This is a genomic window from Pseudoxanthomonas sp. LjRoot125 (assembly GCF_964252705.1).
Lineage (GTDB): Bacteria > Pseudomonadota > Gammaproteobacteria > Xanthomonadales > Xanthomonadaceae > Pseudoxanthomonas_A.
The window spans coordinates 2,046,615-2,066,513 of the sequence record NZ_CAXUOY020000001.1 but is presented as its reverse complement, the minus strand read 5'-3'; the positions used below and the strand labels follow the sequence as shown (position 1 = coordinate 2,066,513).

18 protein-coding genes are annotated in these 19,899 nt (G+C 68.2%); 12 read left to right on the top strand and 6 right to left on the bottom strand.

Annotated elements, in window-relative coordinates:
* Positions 1-136: 136 nt before the first annotated feature.
* The 3 genes from ACSION_RS09540 to flgA all read right to left on the bottom strand — a co-directional run bounded on the left by ACSION_RS09540 (position 137) and on the right by flgA (position 1,603).
* Positions 137-481 (bottom strand): flagellar protein FlgN, encoded by a 345-nt coding sequence (locus tag ACSION_RS09540; RefSeq protein WP_093485639.1) that lies wholly within the window; start codon positions 479-481, stop codon positions 137-139.
* A gap of 5 nt (positions 482-486) precedes the next feature.
* Entirely contained in the window at positions 487-795 is a 309-nt protein-coding gene (gene flgM, locus ACSION_RS09535) for a flagellar biosynthesis anti-sigma factor FlgM (protein WP_093485637.1), read from the bottom strand.
* A gap of 166 nt (positions 796-961) precedes the next feature.
* Positions 962-1,603: a flagellar basal body P-ring formation chaperone FlgA gene (gene flgA / locus ACSION_RS09530; RefSeq protein ID WP_435306690.1), complete on the bottom strand. Its 642-nt coding sequence runs from the start codon at positions 1,601-1,603 to the stop codon at positions 962-964.
* Between the two features lie 654 nt (positions 1,604-2,257).
* Between flgA and ACSION_RS09525 the strand changes: the two genes are divergently transcribed.
* The 12 genes from ACSION_RS09525 to flgL all read left to right on the top strand — a co-directional run bounded on the left by ACSION_RS09525 (position 2,258) and on the right by flgL (position 14,564).
* Positions 2,258-3,214: a chemotaxis protein gene (locus ACSION_RS09525; RefSeq protein WP_093489335.1), complete on the top strand. Its 957-nt coding sequence runs from the start codon at positions 2,258-2,260 to the stop codon at positions 3,212-3,214.
* Between the two features lie 198 nt (positions 3,215-3,412).
* Positions 3,413-3,799 (top strand): flagellar basal body rod protein FlgB, encoded by a 387-nt coding sequence (flgB, locus tag ACSION_RS09520; protein WP_056881041.1) that lies wholly within the window; start codon positions 3,413-3,415, stop codon positions 3,797-3,799.
* Between the two features lie 11 nt (positions 3,800-3,810).
* On the top strand, positions 3,811-4,218 hold the full coding sequence (gene flgC / locus ACSION_RS09515) for a flagellar basal body rod protein FlgC (RefSeq protein WP_093485633.1): 408 nt from the start codon (positions 3,811-3,813) through the stop codon (positions 4,216-4,218).
* 27 nt (positions 4,219-4,245) lie between these two features.
* Positions 4,246-4,929 carry a flagellar hook capping FlgD N-terminal domain-containing protein gene (locus ACSION_RS09510; protein ID WP_435305782.1) on the top strand — a complete coding sequence of 228 codons (684 nt, stop codon included), beginning with the start codon at positions 4,246-4,248 and terminating at the stop codon, positions 4,927-4,929.
* A gap of 37 nt (positions 4,930-4,966) precedes the next feature.
* Positions 4,967-6,187 carry a flagellar hook protein FlgE gene (gene flgE / locus ACSION_RS09505; protein WP_435305781.1) on the top strand — a complete coding sequence of 407 codons (1,221 nt, stop codon included), beginning with the start codon at positions 4,967-4,969 and terminating at the stop codon, positions 6,185-6,187.
* A 28-nt stretch (positions 6,188-6,215) separates the two neighbouring features.
* A complete protein-coding gene (locus tag ACSION_RS09500) occupies positions 6,216-6,968 on the top strand; it encodes a flagellar basal body rod protein FlgF (protein ID WP_435305780.1) in 753 nt (250 codons plus the stop codon).
* Between the two features lie 741 nt (positions 6,969-7,709).
* The gene (flgG, locus tag ACSION_RS09495) at positions 7,710-8,495 is read left to right on the top strand and encodes a flagellar basal-body rod protein FlgG (RefSeq protein WP_093485625.1); all 786 of its coding nucleotides are present in this window, start codon (positions 7,710-7,712) and stop codon (positions 8,493-8,495) included.
* Between the two features lie 32 nt (positions 8,496-8,527).
* Positions 8,528-9,214 carry a flagellar basal body L-ring protein FlgH gene (gene flgH / locus ACSION_RS09490; RefSeq protein WP_093485623.1) on the top strand — a complete coding sequence of 229 codons (687 nt, stop codon included), beginning with the start codon at positions 8,528-8,530 and terminating at the stop codon, positions 9,212-9,214.
* A gap of 8 nt (positions 9,215-9,222) precedes the next feature.
* Positions 9,223-10,404 carry a flagellar basal body P-ring protein FlgI gene (locus ACSION_RS09485; RefSeq protein ID WP_435305779.1) on the top strand — a complete coding sequence of 394 codons (1,182 nt, stop codon included), beginning with the start codon at positions 9,223-9,225 and terminating at the stop codon, positions 10,402-10,404.
* Between the two features lies 1 nt (position 10,405).
* Complete coding sequence (gene flgJ / locus ACSION_RS09480) at positions 10,406-11,470, top strand: flagellar assembly peptidoglycan hydrolase FlgJ (RefSeq protein WP_435305778.1); 1,065 nt, start codon at positions 10,406-10,408, stop codon at positions 11,468-11,470.
* 14 nt (positions 11,471-11,484) lie between these two features.
* A complete protein-coding gene (gene flgK, locus ACSION_RS09475; RefSeq protein WP_435305777.1) occupies positions 11,485-13,365 on the top strand; it encodes a flagellar hook-associated protein FlgK in 1,881 nt (626 codons plus the stop codon).
* Positions 13,362-14,564, top strand: a complete 1,203-nt coding sequence (gene flgL, locus ACSION_RS09470) for a flagellar hook-associated protein FlgL (protein WP_435305776.1) — start codon at positions 13,362-13,364, stop codon at positions 14,562-14,564. The genes flgK and flgL overlap by 4 nt, the downstream gene beginning before the upstream one ends.
* 67 nt (positions 14,565-14,631) lie before the next feature.
* Here flgL and ACSION_RS09465 read toward each other — a convergent pair whose 3' ends face one another.
* Genes ACSION_RS09465 through ACSION_RS09455 form a run of 3 tightly spaced genes read right to left on the bottom strand, consistent with a single transcriptional unit; the run spans position 14,632 to position 19,897 of the window.
* Entirely contained in the window at positions 14,632-15,228 is a 597-nt protein-coding gene (locus ACSION_RS09465; RefSeq protein WP_435305775.1) for an alpha-ketoglutarate-dependent dioxygenase AlkB, read from the bottom strand.
* A gap of 8 nt (positions 15,229-15,236) precedes the next feature.
* Positions 15,237-18,482 carry an error-prone DNA polymerase gene (locus ACSION_RS09460; protein WP_435305774.1) on the bottom strand — a complete coding sequence of 1,082 codons (3,246 nt, stop codon included), beginning with the start codon at positions 18,480-18,482 and terminating at the stop codon, positions 15,237-15,239.
* Positions 18,479-19,897 (bottom strand): Y-family DNA polymerase, encoded by a 1,419-nt coding sequence (locus tag ACSION_RS09455; protein WP_435305773.1) that lies wholly within the window; start codon positions 19,895-19,897, stop codon positions 18,479-18,481. The genes ACSION_RS09460 and ACSION_RS09455 overlap by 4 nt, the downstream gene beginning before the upstream one ends.
* Positions 19,898-19,899: the final 2 nt, after the last annotated feature.

The following is a 19,899-nucleotide window of genomic DNA, read 5'->3' as shown; positions in this document are numbered from 1 at the left end:
GCGTCATCGGAAGGTTGCGGGGTTGGTGCGCTGGCCACGGTCGCGATCGGCGGCGGCGATGGGGGGCCAGTATCGTGTGGTGCCGGGGAGCCGGCAAGTTGCGGCGTCGCAGTTCGCGATGCCGGAGGTACGGTGCTCAGGCGACAGCCAGCGGACGGACCGCGGAAACCGCCGTGGTCTGGCCCTGCGCGTCGTAGGCGCCAGTGCTTTCGCTGCGGCCCAGGTGGCGCAAGGCCCAGTTCACTTCGCGGCGGCGACGCGCCAGCAGGATGCCGTTGGCATGGTTCAGTTCGGCGAGCTCGGACAAGCGCGCCTGCAGTTCGGCGGGAAAGCCGAAGCCTGCAGCGGCGGCTTCCAGTGCACGCAGTGCATCGAGCTTCTCCTGCGTGGAGCGGACGAGCGCTTCCACGTCGTGCTCGACGATGGCGCGACGCTCCTCTTCCAGGGCCGCGGACAGTCGCTGGAGGGGCGCAGTGCTCATCCGGTTCAGCCGCCCAGCTGGTCTTCCAGGCCAAGCATGCCGTCGGCGATGGCCTCGGCATTGATCTGGTAGGTACCGGACTGCAGCGCTTCACGCACGGCCTGCACGCGGGCCTGGTCGATCGCCGGAGCGGTCGACAGTTCGCGCTGCACGGCCTGGAGGCTGGCGGCCTCACCGGTCAGGCGCAGGCTGTCGCTGCCGCTGCTGGCTTCCACCGCCTGCGAACGGTCGGCACCCGCCGGGGCGACACGGCCGCCCACGGGACCGGTGCTGCGTACGGCGGCGGGGGGAGTGCCTTCGATTTTCTGGCTCATGTTGGTTCACCTGTAACAGGGTTCATCGAGGTTATCGGCCGCGGCCACGCCAACTTTAGTGACGGATTCCACAGTTCCGTAGAAGGCCGGATTGTCGCCGGTTCTTCCACCCAGCGTCGGTATCGGCCCCCTATCGGACAACTTGAGGGGCGATTCGAACTTTTTTTCATCGGCTGACCCAGACGTCGCCGCCCGGCCCGACCACGCCCTGCACGACGCGGCGCGAGGAGAGGTTTTCCACGGTCACCCGTTCGTTCTCGCCGGCGTCGCCCAATGCCTTGCCGACCACGCGCACTTCCACCCCGCCACGGCGGGATACCAGCGCGACGTTGTCGCCCCGGCGGATCAGGCGCTGCGCCACCAGGTCGGACGCCGACAACACGGCACCGGCCGACAACGTACGGCGCGCGACGCGGCCGATGGCTTGAGCGGGATCGGCCACGGCCGCGCCGACGATGCGCGAAGCGTCGCGGGTTTCGGGAATGAAGGCGTCGGCGGTGATCGTTTCGCCCGGCGCGATGCCACGGCTCAGCACCAGCACGGTCTGGCTGCGACGCACGCGTACCGGTACGAACAGGCGCCAGCCATCGGGGCAGCTGACCTCCACGCTGTTGCTGCCCTGCACGCGCGCGACCAGCGACGCGCTACAGCGCGGCAGGCGGAGTGCGGGATCCAGCGTGGCCTCGGCCTCGGCACCCGCGGGCATCGCCCCGAGCGCTGCGGCCTTGATGCTGTCGACCGGCTGGAAATCCGCCGCCAGGACGGCGCACGCGGTCAGTCCGCCGATCAGGGCGGTGGTGAGGCGCAGCAGCATGGGCGGGCTCCGTCGGTTCATCGGCGGAAGACGTGCAAGCGGTGTGCCAGAAGGATGTCTCCCTAAGAGTCTCAGCAGAGATATGGGTACTCCAGCATGGTGCCGCTCGCCGCGGGGGCCTCCTTATCTTTGCTTGTGCAAAGAAAGGAGCAAAGAAACACACCCCAGGCGGCACGCCCTGCGCTTCGCTCCGGGTCCGCGAACGGTCCGGGAACTACGTAAGGCACATCCATGTGCCATACGAAAACGCCGCCCATCCGGGGCGGCGCCCTTCGGGTTTTACCCGGCCCACTCGCCGTGCCTCATGGGGACCCTGAACAGCCAGGTCAAAGGCCTGCACGCCGAATCTATCCGTGTCGGCTTTCGGGGTCCCTTTAGGTCCGGCAGTCACGGCGGGTAAAACCCGCAGGGCGGCGCACAAGGATGTGCGCCGTTTTCGGCCGGGGCAGGATGCCCCGTCCGAAAATCCCCGTCGGGACTGCGCACACGCCGCGCAGCGGTGGGCGGACCGCCGGGGGGTGTTTCTTTTGCCTACTTTTCTTTGCACAAGCAAAGAAAAGTAGGGCCCCCGCGGCCAGCGGCACCATGCCAGGCCGCACGGATGGCACCTGCGCTCAAGACCCCCACCCCCCGGCCGATATGCTGGACATGACCCAGGACCTGCTCAACCGCATCGACCAGCGCACCCGCCTGGCCGGCCACAACCGCCTCGCCCTGCTGCTGTTCCGCCTGGGCGGGCGTCAGCTTTTTGGCGTCAACGTCTTCAAGGTGCAGGAAGTCCTGCGCCGGCCCGACCTGTTCCAGCTGCCTGGCCTGCCTGCGGAATTCGTCGGCGTCGCCGACGTCCGTGGCCGCTCGGTGCCGGTGCTGGACCTCGGCCTGAGCATCCGCCACCCCGAGCGCGATCCGAGTCCCGAGAACGCACCGAACTACCTGGTCGTCACCGAGTTCAACCGCTCCATCCAGGGCTTCCTGGTCAGCGGCGTGGAGCGCATCGTCAACATCGCGGTCGAGGACATCCATCCGCCGCCGGAGCTGGGCGCGGAAAACAGCTTCCTGACCGCCGTGACGCGCTTCCAGGGCGAGCTGATCCAGGTCATCGACGTGGAAAGCGTGCTGGCCGACATCTGCCAGTCGCGCATGGACGCCACCCTCGCCCCCGAGATGGCGCTGTCGCCGGATGCCCCACCGATGCAGGTGCTGGTGGTGGACGATTCCCGCGTGGCGCGCTCGCAGATCCGCAGCGTGCTGGAGCAACTGGGCGTCACCGCCACCCTGCTCTCCGACGGCCGCCAGGCGTTGGACCACCTCTTGCAGGTGCACGCCGCCGGCGAGAACCCGGCCGAGCGGTATGCGATGGTCATCTCCGACATCGAGATGCCGGCCATGGACGGATACACCCTGACGACGGAAATCCGGCGCCACGCGGGCCTGTCCGGCCTGTATGTGCTGCTGCACACCTCGTTGTCGGGCGTGTTCAACAACGCCATGGTCGAACGCGTGGGCGCCAACGCCTTCGTGGCGAAGTACAGCCCGCACGAGCTGGCCGAGCACGTGCTGTTCCGCCTGAATCAGGTCGCCGCCGCACAAATGGCGGCGGCATAGTCTTATCGCGATGCGATAAGACCCCCAGGATCCGCTACGCGAATCCCGGGCCCCGCCGCACGCTGCCGATCCCCCCTTCGCGCCGCTGGCGCGAATCGCCCCCTTACCAAGGGGCCATCAAGACGCCAGGTGAGGCGTCGACCGTGTTCTGGCACACGCCTTGCAGCATCCCCGGCAACGGTCTGCCGGAGCGGTGCCATGTCCAATCCCATCTCCAATTACCTGGGCGTCCATGCCGCGGCGTTGCCGCTGCGTGAACAGCGCATGCAGCTGATCGCGAGCAACCTGTCGAACGCGGACACGCCCAACTTCAAGGCCAAGGACCTCAACTTCCAGGCCGCCCTGGAGCAGGCCGCCGCCAAGGCCTCGCCCCTGCAGACCACCCACGAGCAGCACCTCACCCTGCTCGATGCCGGCCCGCGCGTGTTCGAGCGCGCCGGTGTGCAGCCCAGCCTGGACGGCAACACCGTCGATGCCGACACCGAGCGCGCCGCCTACGGCCGTGCCGCGCTGGAATACCGCGCCTCGCTCAGCTTCATCGAATCCAAGGTGCGCACGATGCTCACCGCCATCACCGGCCAGTAAGGGGACGCGCCATGAGCAACCTGCCCATCTTCGACGTCGCCGGCTCCGCGCTGCAGGCGCAGTCGGTGCGCTTGAACACGATCGCCAGCAATCTCTCCAACGCGGATTCCATCGCGTCTTCGCCCGAGGCGGTCTACAAGCCGCTCGAACCGATCTTCCAGGCCCGCCCGCTCAACGCGGACGGCTCGCTGACGTCGGTGCAGGTGAAGGAAATCACCCAGAGCGAAGCGCCGCCCATCAAGCGCTACGAGCCCGGCCATCCGATGGCCGATGCCGATGGCTATGTGTATGCACCGGACGTGGATCCGGTCGCGCAGATGGTCAACCTGATCTCTGCTTCGCGCGGCTACCAGGCCGGCGTGGAAGTGCTGAACACCGCCAAGGAACTCGCCCTGGCCACCCTGACCATGGGCCGCTGACGCCCCGACGACTGAGCGAACACGCACATGACCACCGTCAACGGCGATCCCTTCGCCGCGATCAACACCAGCACCACCGGCGCGGCGACCACGGCGAAGAAGGCCGACACGCTGGGCCAGGCCGACTTCATGCGGCTGATGACCCAGCAGCTGGCGAACCAGGATCCATTGAAGCCACTGTCCAACAGCGAGTTCGTCGCCCAGCTGGCGCAGTTCTCCACTGTGCAGGGCATCAGCGACCTCAACGGCACCGTGAACGGCTTCACCGCTGCGCTGACCGGAGACCAGGTGCTCAAGGGCGCGTCTCTGGTCGGCCATTCCGTCGTGGTGCCGTCGGATTCGGTCGCGCTGCCCGCCACCGGCAACGCAAGCGGCCTGGTGATGTCGCCTGGCGCGGGCAAGGTGACCTTCGAAATCACCGACGCCAGCGGCGTGGTGGTGGACACGATCGACGTCGAAGCCAGCGGCAAGGGCGAGACCGCGTTCTCCTGGGACGGCGTGAAGGCCAATGGCGAGCGCGCCCCCGAAGGCAAGTACTCGATCAAGGCCACCCACACGGCCACCGACGGCACCGCCACCGCACTGAACACCTACGTCGACGCCACCGTCGACAGCGTGACCATCGGCTCCGATGGGCTCTACCTCAACCTGCCCGGCCTGGGCACCGCCCCGCTCGACTACGTGCTGCGCATCGGCAAGTCGGCGACCTGACACCCACGCTCCCACCGTACCCCGCAAGGAGTCTTCCATGGCATTCAACAGCTCGCTGTCCGGCATGAGGGCGGCCAATGCCGACCTCAACGTCACTTCGCACAACATCGCCAACGTCAACACGACCGGCTTCAAGGAGTCGCGCGCGGAGTTCGCCGAGGTGTTCTCCACCACCGGCTACGGCCTGACCCGCAACAGCATCGGCGCCGGCGTGCGCCTGACCAACGTGGCCCAGCAGTTCTCGCAGGGCGACATCAACCAGACCGGCCGTTACCTCGACATGGCGATCGACCGCGAAGGCTTCTTCACGGTCAGCAACAACGGCACCAACGTCTACACCCGCGCCGGCAACTTCCAGCGCGACCCCAATGGCTACGTCACCACGCCGGAAGGCTACCGCCTGCAGGTGTTCCCGCCGCGCGCCGATGGCGTGGGTTTCGACACCGGCAACATGACCGACCTGCGCCTGCTGACCACCGACAGCCCGCCGTCGCCGACCACCAACGTCGAGCTGGGCGTCACCCTGCCCGGTAACGCCGCACAGCCGACGATCACGCCGTTCTCGCCGGCGGACAGCGCCAGCTACAACGAGACCACCTCGGTCACCGTGTACGACTCGCTGGGCGTGGCCCACCAGCAGACCGTCTACTACGTGAAGACGCCGAACCCGAACGAGTGGAACATGCACGTCTACGTGGACGGCACCTCGATGGGCGCCGCGACTCCGGTGCAGTTCGACAACAACGGCGCGCTGACCGCGCCGGCCAACGGCCAGGTCGCACTGGCGCCGTTCACGCCGAGCACCGGCGCGGGCGTGCTGAACATGACGCTCGACATCAGCGGCACCACCCAGTACGGCGAGCAGTTCTCCAAGCGCATCCAGAACCAGGACGGCTACGCCACCGGCAAGCTCAACGAGTTCAGCGTGTCGGAAACGGGCGTGGTCTACGCCCGCTATTCGAATGGCGAAGACCGCGCACTGGGCCAGGTCGCGCTGGCGAACTTCTCCAACCCGCAGGGCCTGGTGTCGCAGGGCAACAACACCTGGACGCACAGCTACGCCTCGGGCGATCCCCGCATCGGTGCGCCGGGCACGTCGGATTTCGGACAGGTGGCGTCGGGCGCGCTCGAATCCTCGACCGTCGACCTGACCGAGCAGCTGGTCAACATGATCGTGGCGCAGCGCAACTTCCAGGCGAACTCGCAGGCGCTTTCGACACAGGACCAGATCACCCAGGCGGTGATCAACATCCGCTGACGCGGCGCACGCCGACGGAGACTGACGCATGGACAAGGCCCTCTATGTCGCAATGACCGGTGCACGCGCCTCGCTGCAGGCGCAGGGCACCGTGTCGCACAACCTGGCCAACGTGGACACCAAGGGGTTCAAGGCCGCGTTGGCCGGCACCGAGGCGTACAAGATCCAGGGCGAGGGATTCCCGTCGCGCGTGGACGCGGTGTTGATCGATCCCGGCTTCGACGGCCGCACCGGTTCGCAGATGGTCACCGGCCGTTCGCTGGATATCTCGCTGCAGCCGAACCGCTGGATGGCCGTGCAGGCCGCCGACGGCGGTACGGCGTACACGCGCAATGGCGAGCTGAGCGTTACCCCGAACGGCCAGCTGGTCACCGCCGGCGGCCGCGCGGTGCTGGACGACAACGGCAACCCGATCGCGGTGCCGCCAGCGCAGTCGATCGACATCGGCGCCGACGGCACGGTCTCGATCATCCCGCAGGGCGAAGGCCCGCAGACGATGGCGATCGTCGGCCGCATGCGGATCGTGGAAGCCGCGCAGTCGCAGTTGGCGCGCGGCGGAGACGGCCTGATGCGTCCGTCCGATCCGCAGGCCCCGGCGCTGCCGGTCGCCACCGGCAACAGTCTGACGATGGGCGTGCTGGAAGGCAGCAACGTGGATGCGGCCGGTGCGCTGGTGCAGATGATCCAGTTGCAGCGTCAGTTCGAGATGCAGGTGAAGGTGATCCGCACGGGCGACGAGATGGCGCAGTCGTCGAACCAGCTGCTGCGGTTGGGTGGTTGATCGCTTCAACCGAAGCCACCAAGGTTTATTCGTCGGCTTTCCAACACGTAATTCTTGCGCGCTCGCCGCGGGGCCCTACTTTCTTTGCTTGTGCAAAGAAAGTAGGCAAAGAAAGCACACCCCAGGCGGCACGCCCTCCGCTTCGCTCCGCGTCCGCGAGCGGACCGGGAATTTTCGTAAGGCACATCCATGTGCCATACGAAAACGCCGCCCATCCAGGGCGGCGCCCTGCGGGTTTTACCCGGCCCACTCGCCGTGCCTCATGGGGACCCGAAGGCAACATCAACAACAAAAGCGCGCGCCGATCCATCGAGTGCAACTCCTGGGGCCCCTGAGGTCCGGCAGTCACGGCGGGTAAAACCCGCAGGGCGGCGCACAGCACGTGCGCCGTTCTAGGCCGGGGCAGGATGCCCCGTCCGAAAATTCCCGTCGGGACTGCGCACCCGCCGCTCAGCGGCGGGCGGACCGCCGGGGTGTGTTTCTTTTGCTTACTTTTCTTTGCACAAGCAAAGAAAAGTAAGGCCTCCGCGGCCAGCGGCACCATGCCGAAAGACCAATCACGCCACCGGCCCTGCCGCCGGAAAAATGCCGGTACCGGCCAAGGGGCCATGACCAAGGTCCCATTTCGGCCCAAACCCAAGCGCCAGAACCACGACACCCGTTTCGGCACAGGACTTGCCTGAGAGGGGGCGAGGAACCGTATCGCGCGGTTCCACCCCTTCACCCGCGAGGAACCACGCCATGAACCAAGCCCTCTGGGTCGCCAAGACCGGACTGGACGCGCAACAGACGCGCATGTCCGTGGTCTCCAATAACCTGGCGAACACCAACACCACCGGCTTCAAGCGCGACCGCGCCAGCTTCGAAGACCTTCTGTACCAACAGGTCCGCCAGCCCGGTGGCTCCACCTCCTCCCAGACCCAACTGCCGTCCGGCCTGCAGCTCGGCACCGGCGTGCGCGTCGTGTCGACCTCCAAGGACTTCCAGCAGGGCAACCCGCAACAGACCGGCCGCTCGCTGGACGTCATGGTCAACGGCCGCGGCTTCTTCGAAGTCCTGCTGCCCGACGGCTCGCCGGCCTACACGCGCGACGGCTCGTTCCAGATCAACGCCCAGGGCGAACTGGTCACCAACAGCGGCTACCCCGTGCAGCCCGGCATCCAGGTGCCCGAAGGCGCGCAGTCGATGACCATCGGCGCCGACGGCACCATCAGCGTGACCATGGCCGGCCAGGCGCAGGCGCTGGAGATCGGCTCGCTGACGCTCACCGATTTCGTGAACCCCTCGGGCCTGCAGGCCAAGGGCGAGAACCTCTACGTCGAGACCACCGCCTCCGGCCCCGCGCAGAACGGCACGCCCGGCCTCAACGGCCTCGGCAGCGTCGTGCAGGGCTCGCTGGAAGGCTCCAACGTCAACGTCGTGGAAGAGCTGGTGAGCATGATCGAAACCCAGCGCGCCTACGAAATGAACGCCAAGGCCATCTCCACCACCGACTCCATGCTCGGTTACCTCAACAACAACGTCTGATCCGCCTGACGCACTCTTCCTCGAGGCTCGCCATGAAGCGCTCCACGTCCGCCACCACCCTCGCCTGCGCGCTGGTCCTGTTGCCCGGTTGCGCGCGCTACTACGGCGACGTGCGTCCCTACGCACCGATGCAGCCCATCCAGCCGGTGGTCGCGGCGCAGGCGCCGGCCACCGCGGGTTCGATCTACCGCGCGGGCCCGGGCCTCAATCTGTACGCCGACCGCCGCGCGCGCGACGTGGGCGACCTGCTGACGATCAACCTGGTGGAGAACACCACCGCGCAGACCTCGGCCACCACCTCGGTGGACAAGCAGAGCGAAGTCAGCCTGGCCGCGCCGAACATCGCCGGCGCCCCGCTCACGCTCAACGGTCGTGACCTGCTCAGCGCCTCGATCAATGGCGACCGCGGCTTCAGCGGCGCCGGCAACAGCGCGCAAAGCAACAAGCTGCAGGGCAGCGTGACGGTCACCGTGATCCAGCGCCTACCCAACGGCAACCTCGTCGTGCAGGGCCAGAAGAACATGCGCCTGAACCAGGGCGACGAGATGGTGCAGATCCAGGGCATCGTCCGTCCGGCCGACATCAACCCGGACAACAGCATCTCCTCCGGCAAGGTCGCCGATGCGCGCATCGCCTACGGCGGCCGCGGCGCGATCGCGCAGTCCAACTCGATGGGCTGGCTGGGCCGCTTCTTCAACTCTCCGATCTTCCCGAACTGAGCATCGTGATGGACGCCAACGAAGCCAACCGCGCTGCACCGGCACCCGCGAAGAAGCCGCGCCGCATCGACACCTACACGCTGCTGGGCCTGCTGGCCTGGGTCGGCCTGGTGCTGATCTGCCTGGCGCCGGCCGCACGCGCCGAGCGCATCAAGGATCTCGCCCAGGTCGGCGGCGTGCGCAGCAATCCGCTGGTCGGCTACGGCCTGGTGGTCGGCCTCGACGGCACCGGCGACCGCACCAGCCAGGCGCCCTTCACCGTGCAGAGCCTGAAGAACATGCTCGGCGAGCTTGGCGTCAACGTCCCGGCCAACGTCAATCCGCAGCTGAAGAACGTCGCGGCGGTCGCCATCCACGCCGACCTGCCCGCCTTCGCCAAGCCGGGCCAGCCGATCGACATCACCGTGTCCTCGATCGGCAACGCCACGTCGCTGCGCGGCGGCAGCCTGCTGATGGCGCCGCTGCGCGGTGCCGACGGCGAGGTCTACGCGATCGCCCAGGGCAACCTGGTGGTCGGCGGCTTCGGCGCGCAAGGCAAGGACGGCTCGCGCGTGTCGGTCAACGTGCCCAGCGTGGGCCGGATCCCGAACGGCGCCACCGTCGAGCGCGCCATTCCCAATGCGCTGGACAGCGGCGAAGGCACCATCACGCTGAACCTGCATCGCGCCGACTTCACCACGGTGTCGCGCATGGTCGCGGCGCTGGAACAGAACTTCGGCGCCGGCAATGCCTACGCGCTGGATGCGGTCACGGTCGCGGTGCGCGCACCCGCCGATATTTCGCGCCGGGTGAATTTCCTCGCCCAGATCGAAAACCTGGAACTCACTCCCGGCAGCGCGCCGGCCAAGGTCATCGTCAACGCGCGCACCGGCACCGTGGTGATCGGCGCGCAGGTGAAGGTGATGCCGGCGGCGGTCACGCACGGCTCGCTGACGGTGACGATCACCGAATCGGCGAACGTCAGCCAGCCGAACGAATTCTCCCGCGGCGGCACCACCGTGGTGACCCCGCAATCCAGCGTGTCGGTCAGCCAGGAAGGCAACCGGATGTTCAAGTTCGAGGGCGGCACCTCGCTGGACGAAATCGTCCGCGCAGTGAACGAAGTCGGTGCCGCGCCCGGCGACCTGATCGCGATCCTGGAAGCCCTGAAGCAGGCCGGCGCCTTGCGCGCGGAGCTCGAGGTGATCTGACATGGCCAGTGCCCCGCTCAGCGCCCTCACCCCCTCTCTGCCGCTGGCCGACGCCAGCGCGAAGGCCGACAACGCGCGCATCCACGAGGTCGCGCGCAAGCTCGAGGGCCAGTTCGCGCAGATGATGATCAAGTGCATGCGCGAAGCGGGCTTCGGCGATTCGCTGTTCCCGGGCGAGAACCAGGTCTTCCGCGACATGTACGACCAGCAAATCGCCACCGCGATGTCGCAGGGGCGTGGCCTGGGGCTCGCCCCGATGATCGCGCGCCAGTTGGGCGCCACCGATGCGGCCACGCCCGCCGTGCCCGCCACGACGGCGCTGTCGGCCTACAAGCGCCTGCTGCCGGGCACCGACGCCGATTCAATGCTCGATGCCATCGCGGGCCGCGGCATCGGCGGCCGCGACACGCAGGGCGCTTCGGCGATGCCGGAGACGATCACGTTCGACACCATCACCGTGCGTCCCGATGCGGCCTGCGACGAGGTCGAACAGGTCGCTTCGGCCGACCCGTCCCAATACGCCCGCAACACGCCGGAACGCTTCGTCGCCGAAATCTGGGGGCATGCACAGAAGGCCGCCAAGGAACTCGGCGTGGACCCGCGCGCACTGGTCGCGCAGGCCGCGCTGGAAACCGGTTGGGGCAAGCGCCAGATCAAGACCGGCGACGGCGACAGCGCGCACAACCTGTTCGGCATCAAGGCCACCGGCTGGAAGGGCGAGCGCGCCCGCACCGCCACCCACGAATACACGAATGGCGTGAAGCACACCGAAACCGCGGACTTCCGCGCGTATGCCTCGCCCGCCGAGAGCTTCGCCGACTACGTGCGGATGCTGAAGAACAACCCGCGTTACCAGCAGGCGCTGTCCGCCGGCAAGGACATCGTGGGCTTCGCACGCGGCCTGCAGCGCGCCGGCTATGCCACCGACCCGACCTACGCCAACAAGATCGCCTCCATCGCGAACGGCCCCACCTTGGGCAAGGTGCTGTCGACGATCGGCACCACGGTGGCCGGACCGGTCGGCAACGCCGTGGGCAACGCGATCGGCAACGCGCTGCGGCGCTGACCAGGGGATAACGCATGTCGAACCTTCTCGCCACCGGCAGCAGCGCCCTGATCGCGTTCCAGCGGGCGCTGTCGACCGTCGGCCACAACGTCGCCAACATCAACACGCCGGGTTACTCGCGCCAGCGCACCGAATTCGAAGCGCGTGATGGCACGTACTTCGGCTACGGCTACCAGGGCAACGGCGTGCAGATCGTCGATGTGCGCCGGATGGCCGATTCGCTGGCCACCTCGCGCCTGCTCGACAGCGGCGGCGAACTCTCTCGCCTGCAGCAGCTGTCGGTGATGTCGACGCGGCTGGACCAGCTGTTCTCCGAGAAGGCCACCGGCATCAGTGCGCCGTGGTCGAGCTTCTTCGACTCGGTCAATGCGCTGTCGTCCAATGCGGCCGGCTCGGCCGACCGCGAAAGCGTGCTCGCCCAGGCGAACGCGCTGGTCACCCGCTTCCGCCAGATCGACCAGCACCTCGACGGCCTGGATACCGAGGTCAACGCCGGCCTCACCGCCGCCACCGGCGAAGTGAACCGGCTGGCCAAGGAAATCGCCCAGCTCAATGGCCAGATCGGCGGCAGCAGCAGTCCGTCGGGCGATCTGCTGGATCGCCGCGACCAGCTGATCAGCGAACTGGTCGCCTTCACCGGCGGCAACGCGATCACGCAGGACGGCGGGCTGGTGAACGTGTTCAGCGCCGGCGGGCAACCGCTGGTGGTCGGCACCTCGGCCAGCACGCTGGTCACCGTGGCCGATCCGTATCGGCCGGAACGCCTGCAGGTCGCGCTGGAAACCAATGGCCAGCGCGTGACCCTCGACAAGCGTGCGCTGGGCGGCCAGATCGGTGGCCTGGTCGAGTTCCGCACCACGGTGCTGGACCCGGCGATGGCCGAACTCGGCCGCATCGCCACCTCGCTCGCGCAGACCTTCAACGAAGGCCACCGCGCAGGCATGGACCAGTACGGCCAGATGGGCGCGGACTTCTTCTCCCTGCCCGCCCCGCGTCTTTCCTCCAACGCCAACAACACCGGCAACGCCAACCTGACCACGTCGGTCGGCAACGTGGCCGGCCTCAATGCACAGAACGTGTTGCTGCGCTTCGACGGCACAGGCTGGGTGGCGACGCATCCGGATACCGGTGCCAGCATTCCGATGACCGGCACCGGCACCGCTGCCGATCCGCTGGTGGTCAACGGCATCGAAGTCGTGCTCGCCTCCGGTACGCCGGCGACCAACGACCGCTTCCTGCTGCAGCCCACCGCCGGCGCGGCCGGCAACCTGAGCGTGGCGATCACCGATCCGAGTCGCATCGCCGCCGCGACGCCGGTGAAGGCGACCACTGACCTGGCCAATACCGGCACCGGCAAGCTCAGCGGCCTGAAGGTCACCGATGCCGCGAACGCGGGTCTGCTGGCCCCGGTCAACATCGAATTCATCGACGCCACCCAGTACACCATCAACGGCACCGGCCCGTTCGCCTACACGCCGGGCCAGACCGTCGCCTACAACGGCTGGAGCGTGGTACTGGACGGCGCGCCCGCCGCCGGCGACACCTTCCGCGTGAGTCCGACCGGCGCCAACTCCAGCGACAACGGCAACGCCAAGCTGCTGTCCAACCTGGATGACGCACGCGTGCTCAACGGCGGCACGCTGACCCTCAACGGCGCGATCGGCGGGCTGACCACGCAGGTCGGTTCGGCGGCCCGTCAGGCGGACTATTCCGCGCAGGCGCAGCAGGTCATCCACGACCAGGCACAGGCCGCGCGCGATGCGATTTCCGGCGTCAACCTGGACGAAGAAGCCGCCGACCTGATGCGCTTGCAACAGGCCTACCAGGCGGCGTCGCAGATCATCGCCACCGCCGACACGCTCTTCCAATCCCTCCTGGCCGCGACCCGCCGATGAACTACCGCATCTCCACCGGCATGATGTACCAGCAGTCGATCACGACGATGCTGGCCAAGCAGGCGAAGCTGGCGCACACCCAGCAGCAGTTGGCCAGCGGCCAGCGCCTGGTTACCGCGAAGGACGATCCCGTGGCCGCCGGCACGGCCGTCGGCCTGGATCGCGCCGTCGCCGAACTCGAACGCTTCGGCATGAACGCCAATGCCGTGCAGAACCGCCTCGGCTTGCAGGAAAACGCGCTGACCCAGGTGGGCGATGCGATGGCGCGCGTCAACGAACTCGTCATCCAGGCCAACAACGCCGCGATGGGCGAAGACAGCCGCAAAGCGATCAGCACGGAGCTGAAGGCGATCTACGCCGGCCTGCTGGACCTGGCCAACAGCACCGATGGCGCCGGACGCTATCTGTTCGGCGGCACCAGCGACGGCAGCGCGCCGTTCGCGATTTCCGGCGGCGGCGTGATCTACAGCGGCGACCAGACCCAGCGCCAGGTGGAAGTCGCGCCGGACATGTTCGTCGCCGACACGTTGCCGGGCAGCGAAGTCTTCCTGCGGCTGCGCACGGGCGATGGCCGCATCGACGGCCAGGCCGCCACGGGGAACACCGGCACTGGTCTGCTGATGGGCTTCAGCGTCACTGACTCCACGGCATGGACCGGCGGCACGTACACGCTCAGCTTCGGCGCGGGCGACACCTACCAGGTGGTCGATGCCGGTGGCGCGGTGGTCACCAGCGGCACCTACGCCAAGGGTGAAAGCATCGCCTTTGCGGGTGTGCAGATGCGGATCGAGGGGCAACCGGCCAACGGCGACAGCTTCACCCTCGGCCCAGCCGGCTCGCGCGATATCTTCGCCACCGTGCAGGGGTTGATCACCACGCTGGACACCAACCCCACCACCGACGCGCAGCGCGCCGCCATGCAGAACAACCTGCAGGCCGCGATGCGCGACGTCGCCACCGCGCAGAGCAAGATGATCGACGCGCGCGCCAGCGGCGGCGCACAGCTGTCGGCTATCGACGATGCCGCGGCGTTGCGCGAAGCCAACAACGTCACCCTGCAGGGAACGTTGTCGACCCTGCGCGACCTGGACTGGGCCGAGGCCATCGGCCGCTACCAGATGGAGAACACCGCGCTGCAGGCCGCACAGACGGTCTTCATGCAGATGCAGTCGCTGTCGTTGTTCAAGCTGATGGGCTGACGACGGCGCACACCCTTTTTCAAGCAGTCCTTGCCCTCCCGCCGCGATCCCTCGCGGCGTTCTTTTGTCAGGCGGCGGGCCGCACCCGGAACACCACGCTGATCCGCGGCCCCTGCGTGCGCCGGGTCTTCGGAATGCCGTGCTCGTGGGTGCTCTGCGAGGCATGGCTCATCGACAGCACGCTGCCCGGCGCCAGATCCACCGCCACCGTCTCGCGACGGCCTTCGCAGGCACGGATCAGCATCCGCCGCGGCGCCCCCAGCGACACCAGGGTGATCGGATGGCCCGCCGCCACGGTATGCAGCTTGTCGCCATGCATGGCGACACTGTCCTGGCCGTCGCGGTAGAGGTTCATGCCGATGCGCGAATACGGCGCAGGCGCCCTTGCCTGCACGCATGCCAGCAGAGGCGCCAATGGCAGGCCGGCCGGTAACGCATCCACGGCGTAGTTCGCCAGCAGCCGCGGCACGTCGACGATGCGGTCGTACATCGGGCGCTGCAGGTGCGTCCAGGCCGCGCCCGCCTGCAACTGGTCGAACCAGTGTCGTGCGGTCGCGGCGTCGATGGCGTCCGGCCAGTAGCGGATCCCGCCTTCGGCATCGTCCACCAGTTGCACCATCGCGGGGGCGAACAAGTCATCGGGCCGCAGGGAAAGCGCGTGCATCGTCGTCCTCAGTGGAAATCGCGCGAGCTGGTATGCAGCTCGCCGAGCAGGTGGCTGAAGTCGTGCAGGTCCTGGGCGATCAAGTGGCGCACGCCATCGACGTGCTCCCAGCGCCCGCGCACGCCCAGCAGGCGCGCGCCCAACAAGGCCTTGCGCCGGCGTTCGGCGATGCGGGCCCAGACCACCACATTGACCACGCCATGCTCGTCTTCCAGGGTGACGAAGATGACGCCGCTGGCCGTCCCCGGTCGCTGGCGCTGGGTGACGATGCCGGCCACGTGCACACCGCGCCCGTGCGGCAGGTCCTGCAACTGGCGCGAATCGACCACGCGCTGCTGGCGCAGCCGCTCTCGCAGCAGCGCCAGCGGATGCACGCCCAGCGTCAGTCCGGTGACGCGGTAATCCGACAGCACGTCTTCGACCTGGCTCGGCGCGGGCAGCACGATGTCGTCCTCGTCGGGACTTCCCGGCAACAGCGGGCGCTGGCGCTCGACGCCGGCCACCGCCCACCGTGCCGCGTGGCGATGGCCGGTCAGGGCCTGCAGGGCGCCCGCTTCGGCCAGCGCATGCCGGGCCTTCTCATCGAGGTTGGCGCGCAGGCAGAGGTCGCGCACGTCCGCGAACGGCCGCTGCGTGCGCGCAGCGACGATCGCGTCCGCCGTCGCCTCGGACAGGCCATTGACCTGGCGCATGCCCAACCGCAGCGACGCCTGCCCGCCATCATCCAACCCGACGCGCGCATGCCCGCCTTCCAGCGTGTTGTCCCACGCACTGCAGGTCACATCGACCGGCCGTACCTCGATGCCGACCCGTCCGCCCTGCCCTCGACGTGCGTCCTGCACGATCTGGCTGGCCGAATAGAACCCCATCGGCTGCGCATTGAGCAGTGCACAGACGAAGGCCGCCGGTTCGTGTCGCTTCAGCCAGCAACTGATGTAGACCAGCTTGGCGAACGAGGCCGCGTGGCTCTGCGGGAAACCATAGGAACCGAAACCCTTGATCTGCTCGAAGATCTGGTCGATGAAGTCGGATGAATAGTTCTTCTCTTTCATCAGCCGGCGGATCTTGTCGCGGTGCGGCGCCATGTCGCCGCCCCTGCCCCACGCCGCCATCGAACGGCGCAGGCCATCGGCTTCCGACGGCGTGTAGCCTGCATGGATCACCAGCTCCATCACCTGCTCCTGGAACAACGGGATGCCCAGCGTGTTGCCGAGGATGGCTTCGATGCCATCCGAGGGATACGTCACCGGGTCCTTGCCCTGCCGGCGCCGCAGGTACGGATGCACCATGCCGCCCTGGATGGGGCCGGGCCGCACGATGGCCACTTCGATCACCAGGTCGTAGAAATTCTTCGGCTTCAACCGCGGCAGCATGCTCATCTGCGCGCGCGACTCGATCTGGAACACGCCGACGGTGTCGGCGGCCTGGATCATGGCGTAGGTAGGCTCGTCGCCTGCGGGCGGCTGGTGCGCCAGGTCGATCGTGTAACCGCGATGCTTGGTCACCAGCTCCACGGCCTTCTGGATGCAGGTCAGCATGCCGAGGGCCAGGCAATCGACCTTCAGCAACTTCATCGTTTCCAGGTCGTCCTTGTCCCACTGGATGATGGTGCGGTCGTCCATCGCCGCGTTCTCCACCGGCACGACCTCGGACAGCGGTCCGTCGTTGATGACGAAGCCACCGACATGCTGGGAGAGATGGCGCGGATGCCCGCGCAGCTGCGTCGTCACCGCCAGCACGCGGTGGATCAATGGATTCTCCGGATCGAACCCGGCTTCCCGCAGGCGCTGCTCCATCGGCGCCTCGCCATTGCCCCAGCCGAAGCATTCGGCCAGCAACGCGATCTGGTCCGGTGGCAGGCCGAAGGCCTTGGCCACGTCGCGCACCGCGCTCTTGCCGCGATAGCGGATGACGGTGGCGGCCAGCGCCGCACGGCGGCGACCATACTTTCCGTAGACGTACTGCAGCACTTCTTCGCGCCGCGCGTGCTCGAAATCGACATCGATGTCCGGTGGTTCGCCGCGCTCCTCGGACAGGAAGCGCGCCATCAGCAGTCGGCTTTCGGCCGGATTCACCACGGTGATGCCCAGCGCGAAACAGACCGCCGAATTGGCCGAGGAGCCGCGCCCCTGGCACAGGATGTCCTTCGACCTGGCGAAGCGGACGATGTCCTCGACCGTCAGGAAGAAGGCTTCGTACTTCAACCGGGCAATGAGCGCGAGCTCCTCGTCGATCTGCGCGACGATGGCGGGTGGCACGCCGTCCTTCCAGCGGTCCCGCATGCCCCGCTCGGTCAACGCGCGCAACCAGCTGGCCGGCGTGTGACCGTCCGGCACCAGTTCGGCCGGGTAGCGATAGCGCACTTCGTCCATCGAGAACGTGCAACGCCGCGCCAACGCGGCCGCCCCTTCCAGCAACGCATGCGGATGGATGTTGCCCAACGCCCGGCGCGTGCGCAGATGGCGTTCGCCGTTGCGGAACAGGTGCCCACCGCATTCGGCCAGCGGTACCGCATGGCGGATCGCCGTCATCGTGTCCTGCAGTGCCCGTTGCCGGCGCACGTCCATGTGTACGTCGCCAGCGACCACGGCCGGCATCGCCAGCCGTGCCGACAGGTCGAGCAACTGCTGCAGGCGGGCGGCATCGTCCTGCTCCCGATGCAGCTCCACCGCCAGGTGCGCACTCGCGCCGAACACCTGCTGCAGCCATCGCCCTTGCGCTTCGTCCGGCATGCGGGCGGGCAGCCACAGCGCGAACAATCCGCCCGTTTCCGGATCGCCGTCGCCCAGTACCCGCTCCACGTCCTGCCGCGTCAATGCATAGCTGCCCTTGGGGCTCGCGCGGCGCGCGGTGGTGATCACTTCGCACAGGCGCACGTATCCGGCGAGGGTTTCCACCAGCAACACGCACTTCAGGCCGCACTTCAACGTGAACTCGCTGCCGACGATCAGCTTCAGCCCGGTGGCGCGCGACGCTTCCAGTCCGCGCACGATGCCGGCCAACGAGCACTCGTCGGTGATCGCCAGCGCGTCGTAACCGCAATGCTTGGCGCGGACGAACAGGTCCTCCGCACTGGAGGCGCCACGCAGGAAAGAGAAATCCGACAGGCAGTGCAGTTCGGCATAAGCCGGCAGGCCGTCGGCGGCGGGCGCATCGTCATTGGCCGCCGCATGCGCCCGCAGCCGATGCGCGGTCTCCCAGGCGCGCGGGACATGCGCACCCGGGTAATCGCCGCGCTCTTCGTCGCGGCTCACGCGAACCACCCGTGCAGCATCCAACCGCCCTGCTCACCCGGCGGCGCGAACGCCCAGGCGCGCTGGCCCTGCGACGTCTCCAGCACGTAGTAATCGCGACGCGCATCCTCGCCGTCCCACCAGCCGCTCTCCAGCCGCTCCGGGCCGGAGACGATACGCGGGTGCGGATCGCGCAGCGGCACCGGTTGCGGCAACAACCAGGTCGGGCGCGGCGGGCGCAAAGGTGCCTGTTCGATGCGCCCGCCATCGCCCTGTACGCGTCGCCACGCGCGTTCCGGGCGTGGATCGCCGGCCGGTGCCACGCGGTGCACCGCGTCGTCGCCCAGGCGCGCGCGCAGGCGTTCGCGCAACTGCGGCCACGGCAGTTGCTGCTGCGGTCGCGTATCGAACAGATCGCGCGCGGCCGGCACGAACGGGGGCAGCTCGCGTGCCAGCAGGCGCACGCCGACCACCGGCTGCGCGATCTGCACGCGCTCCAGGCGGTTGCGGGTGAGTTCGAACAGCATCGCCGGCTCGCGCTCGGCGGCCAGCAGGCCCACCTCGACATCGGTGTGGCCTTCCTCGTGCTCCAGCCGCAGCACGAAGCGCTGCACGCCGCCGTCGCGGATGGACAGGTAGGTGCACAGGTCGCCGATCAGGCGCCGGAGCGGAAACAGCAGCGCCATGTGGCTCTCGACTTCGTAGCCGAGTTCGATCCGCGCATCGAAGTGGTCCGGCGGTGCGTAGTACGCCAGCGCGTCGTCGGCCTGGCCGTACAGGCGATCCAGGTGGTCGAGCACCGGCAAGCCGAAACGACGGCGCACGCTGTCGCGTGGCAGGTCGCGCAGCGTGCGCAGGTCGCGGATGCCCATGCGATGCAGGCGTTCGCCGGCATCGTCCGGCAGGCGCGCGCGGCGCACCGGCACGCGGTCCAGCATCTCCGCCATCGCCGCCGGCTGCATCACCGCCAATCCGTCGCGCAGGCCGGCGAACACATGCGCCGCGCGCGGCGTGGGTGCCAGCGCGAGACGATGCTGGAAACCCAGCAGTCCGAGTTCCTCGCGCAACCGCGCCTCGATGCGCGGCCAGGGCCCCAGCAGGCGGAAGCTGGCGCGCACCTCCAGCACCAGGCAGCCCGGCCACTGCGCGCTGACCAGCGAGCTATGGCGATACGCCCAGGCGGCGAGGAACCGCTGCCAGCGCGCTTCCGCCGAGGGATCGTGCTCGACCATCGCGAACTCCGGCAGCAGCGCGTGCGCGGCGGTCAACCGCATGCCGGCCCGCAGGCCCGCCTGCGCGGCGGCGGCATTCACCGCCTGCAGGGTACGCAGTTGCACGGCACCGCCGACCAGCGCCAGCGGCGCGTCGGGGTCAGGCAAACGCCGGAGGACGGCGTCCAGCGCCAGCTGCGGCAGCAGTACACAGGCCCAGAGCATGC